Source organism: Endozoicomonas sp. YOMI1, assembly GCF_024606345.1.
Lineage (GTDB): Bacteria > Pseudomonadota > Gammaproteobacteria > Pseudomonadales > Endozoicomonadaceae > Endozoicomonas.
On the sequence record NZ_JAHHPM010000341.1, the window covers coordinates 1 to 4,341 of the forward strand.

General features: G+C 52.2%; 3 protein-coding genes. 1 reads left to right on the top strand and 2 read right to left on the bottom strand.

From position 1 onward, the window contains the following. Positions 1-254: 254 nt before the first annotated feature. Positions 255-2,792: an FtsX-like permease family protein gene (locus tag KDK15_RS12235; protein WP_257295642.1), complete on the bottom strand. Its 2,538-nt coding sequence runs from the start codon at positions 2,790-2,792 to the stop codon at positions 255-257. A gap of 2 nt (positions 2,793-2,794) precedes the next feature. Further along, positions 2,795-3,511: an ABC transporter ATP-binding protein gene (locus KDK15_RS12240; RefSeq protein WP_306800330.1), complete on the bottom strand. Its 717-nt coding sequence runs from the start codon at positions 3,509-3,511 to the stop codon at positions 2,795-2,797. Positions 3,512-3,545: 34 nt separating this feature from the next. Between KDK15_RS12240 and KDK15_RS12245 the strand changes: the two genes are divergently transcribed. Further along, positions 3,546-4,241 (top strand): arylesterase, encoded by a 696-nt coding sequence (locus KDK15_RS12245; protein WP_257295644.1) that lies wholly within the window; start codon positions 3,546-3,548, stop codon positions 4,239-4,241. Positions 4,242-4,341 lie beyond the last annotated feature (100 nt).

Consider the following 4,341-nt stretch of genomic DNA (forward strand, 5'->3'; position numbering starts at 1 on the left):
TTGAATAGGTTCGAGTAACTATAGATAGGTTTTTGTTAACTGCAACAAGCCCTTTGACATCGCCATCACTCACCCACGCCATCATAACCTCCTTCCCTGAGGTAGTGTTTTCTTCAGGTTAATTCAGATAGATAACAGATTTCCACAGTTTCCCTGATCAACTCACTGAATGAGCTGTGGATAACTCCTTTTATCCCTTACTGTTTCAGAGTAAAACAACACCTGTTTGTTTTTTGTACAGATGAATTTTTGACTCACACTTCTTGCAAAATATTGGCAGGAGACTGGCTGATGACCCGGCGAATCCCCAACCATCCGGCAATACCCAGAATAGTGGCACCAAACAGAGGTAATGCACACCAGATAAACCAGGCAGGCTCCCAACGCAACTGGAAAACCCGGGTATTGAGCAAATAGCTGGCAAGTTCGGTACCACAGGCCGCCAGTAACCCCGCCAGAATGCCGAACAGAACAAACTCTCCGATCTGCATGATCAAGAGTTGCCGACGAGTCCCCCCGAGTGAGCGAATTAATGCGCCCTCGTGCAGGCGTTCATCAATGCTGGATTCGATCACGGACATCATCACCAGCAACCCTGCCAATAGCAGTGCCGCCAGCATCGCTTCGACAGCAATGGTTGATTGCGCCAGCATCTTCTTTACCTGATTAATCACAGCATCCAGGTCCAGTAAGGTCATGGTGGGAAACTGAGTGACCAAACTATTGAGCAGCAGTTTATCCTCTGCATCCAGATAGAAACTGTTCAGCCAGGTAGCCGACAGATCCTGCAAAACGGCCTCAGGAAAAATCATGTAAAAATTGGGCCGGAAAGACTCCCACTGGACTGAACGAATACTGCTCACCGTTTCAGTAAACTCATTGCCTGACACCATAAACGTCAGCCGGTCACCCAGATCAATACCAAGGTTTTCAGCAATTTCCGCCTCAATGGAAAGACCTTCTTCACTGCCGGGTTGCCACCAATCGCCCTGTTCAATACGGTTCTTTTCCGGCAACGTTTCTGACCAGGTCAGGTTCAATTCACGGTTCAGAGCGTTATGGTTCTCCTGCTCTTTGGTTACAGCCTCCCTGACGGGCACATCATTAATGCGAACCAGACGACCACGGATAATTGGATAGAGCTGACTGGTATCCACATCATTACGGGTCAAAAACTCGGAGTACGCTGCAACTTCTGATGGCTGGATGTTCATGGCAAAGTAGTTGGGCGTCTCGTCCGGCAACTCATTCTGCCAGCGATCAAGCAGATCGGTGCGCAGTAGCAGCACCACCGCCATGGCCATAAAGGTCAGGGTAAATGCCAGAAGCTGGGCTGACGTCTTTCCTTTACCCTGGATAATCCTGCTGACCCCGGGACGCCAGAACACAGGCAGGGTGGCAAGTCTCTGACGATTGCCCAGGTGAGTAAGCAGCCATTGAATGCCCAGGGAGATCATGATCAGCACCGCCCCCGAAGCCATGGCCAGAATCAGCGCCATCACCACCTCGCCGGTGTGATACCAGAGCAGCAGAAAAACAGCCATTAACGAGAAACCGTACACCAACCATGAAGCAGCAGGCGCAGGCGACAGGTCACGTCTTAAGACTCTCAGTGGTGAAACGTCCTGCAGCCGTAACAGTGGCGCAAGTCCAAAGCCGGCCAGGGTAATCACCCCGGTTAGCCCACCAATCATCATCGGCATGATGCCCGCTGCAGGCAGCCAGGCGGGCAATACCCCCCTAAGTAACTGGACAATCCCTTCCTGAAGCAACCAGCCAATCAACACGCCGGGAAGCGCCACCAGCACGGCCACAAAAGCCAGCTCCCCAAGCAATAGTCTTAGCACCTGTTGCCGACTGGCCCCCAGGCAACGCATCACTGCACAACCATCAAAACGGCGTTCTGCAAACCGCTGACTGGCCATGGCCACGGCAACGCCAGCCAGCAACATAGCCGCCATACTGGCCAAACCAAGGAACTGCTTTAGCCGCACCACCGAGTTGCGCAGATCACGTCGACTGTCGTCGGCCATCAGCAACTGTTCACTGGTATCCAGACGATCTTTGGACCAGGCTTTGAATTGCTCCAGTGAGGAAAGCTCTCCCGCCATCAGCGTTTTCCAGCTTACCCGGCTGCCCGGCTGGATAATACCGGTACTTTCCAGGTCCGCCATATTGAACATCAGCCTGGGCGAAAAGCTGTAAAAATCGCCCCCCCGATCGGTTTCCAGGGTGATTGCCCGGGTAATGGTCAGCCAAGTATTACCCAACATCACCTGATCGCCGATATCCACACCCATTAAGGGAAAAAGCCTGGGCTCAAGCCAGGCTTCACCCACTTTTGGTGTGTCATTGACGATCTGGTCCGGGGCAAAGGGCTGATCTGCCGTTCGAATATGTCCACGCAGTGGATAATTGTTTTCCACAGCCTTGGCAGAGACCATCTGCATTTCATCCCCGGCCATCACCACCGAGGGAAATTCAAGGACTGTGGATAACGTCAAACCCTGCTTTTTTGCTGCTTCGAGAATCACAGGCTGCACCGGTCCCGGACTGCGAATCAACATATCCGCACCCAGTACTTCTGCCACCTGTCGTCCAAGAGCCAGTTGCAGACGATCACTGAACAGAGCAATGGCAGTACTGACCGCAACCGCCATCAACAGTGCAGCTACCAACAGCCAAAGCTCACCGGAGCGCCAGTCCCTGATCAGGAAGCGCCAGGAGAGTCCTATGGTTTTTGGCTTGTGGATAACCTTATTGTGCTTAAGACTTGCGGAGGAACTATTCATCGTCATACCAGCGCCTCCAGACGACCACCGTGCAGTTTCAGTATCCTCTGACAGCGTCTGGCAAGGTCCATATCATGGGTGACCAGGACAATGGTGGTACCGCTGGCCTGATTTACTTCAAACAGGAGTTCAATAATGCTTTCGCCTGTTTTCTCATCCAGGTTGCCGGTTGGCTCATCGGCGAAAAGAATATCCGGTTCGCCAGCAAATGCCCTGGCAATGGCGACCCGTTGCTGCTCACCACCGGACAGTTGTTTTGGGTAATGTTCCAACCGGTGCTCCAGACCAACACGGGTTAACAGTTTTCTGGCCCGCTCACCGGGGTTATCCACACCCGCCAGCTCAAGGGGCAACATAACATTTTCCAGCGCCGTTAAGTTGGCAAGTAACTGGAATGACTGAAACACAAACCCGGTATGCTGGCCACGCACGGTTGCCCGCTGGTCTTCATCCAGATGATCAATGCGCTTGCCGGCCAGGCTGACACTGCCTGCCGTGGGCAAATCCAGACCAGCCAGAATACCCAGCAGCGTTGACTTGCCTGAGCCGGAGGTCCCTACAATCGCAACGGACTCACCAGACTTGATCTGAAGGTCAAGTCCGGACAAGATGGTGAGTCGGTTATCACGGGCAACCACGGTCTTTTCCAGACCCGAGGCAGTAACCGCCAGTGAATCAGATTCTATCGATGGAGTGGTTTCAGCTACGGTCTCAGACATGGGAGTGTTGCGGGAACCGGAGAGCGCGTCATTCATGAGAAAATCCTTATTTCGTCGTCTTTTCACCAGCTCAAGGCTTTTTATCAGCTCAAGGCTTTCTATTGGCTCAAGGCTTTCTATTGGCTCAAGGCTGTTTACTCTTGTTTTACTGTCCCTTCCGGCCATCAATCTATCCGCTTCAGAAAAAACGCTATTAATGTACGGCGACAGCCTTAGTGCTGCCTACGGTCTTACGGATATCAATCGGGGCTGGGTGCAATTACTTCAGGAAAAAATCGACAGCCATCAGTACCCCTGGAAAATCACCAATGTCAGTATCAGTGGCGAAACCACCGCCGGAGGCCTGAGCCGATTCCGGAAAACACTGGCAGAGACCAACCCGGACCTGGTGTTACTGCAGCTGGGTGCCAACGATGGTCTACAGGGAAAGCCGCTGAAAACCATCAAATCCAACCTTGATCAGATGATTGCCCTGACCCGGGAATACCATTCTGACATTATTCTCTTTGAAATGAAGGTCCCACCCAACTATGGACCGGTCTATACCCAACGTTTTACAGAAACTTTTCATGTGCTGGGTAACAAGTGGGATGTACCTGTGATTCCCTTCTTTCTGGATGGGGTTGCAGGCAATGATTCACTCAATCAACCGGACGGAATTCACCCTACGGAAGCCGCCCAGCCCATCCTGTTAAACAATGTATGGCCTGAACTGCAGCCCCGGTTGTAGCAGTGAATCCTTTAGGAATTGTCCCTGAATAACTTCCTCTTTTTCGCCACGGAGGCACGGAGTCACAGAGGAAAAGATTTTTTCTTTTCTCCGTGCCTCC

Bases quoted from the DNA above. Each gene is read 5' to 3' on its own strand.
- KDK15_RS12235 (WP_257295642.1), bottom strand. From the start codon at position 2,792: ATGAATAGTTCCTCCGCAAGTCTTAAGCACAATAAGGTTATCCACAAG.
- KDK15_RS12240 (WP_306800330.1), bottom strand. From the start codon at position 3,511: ATGTCTGAGACCGTAGCTGAAACCACTCCATCGATAGAATCTGATTCA.
- KDK15_RS12245 (WP_257295644.1), top strand. From the start codon at position 3,546: ATGAGAAAATCCTTATTTCGTCGTCTTTTCACCAGCTCAAGGCTTTTT.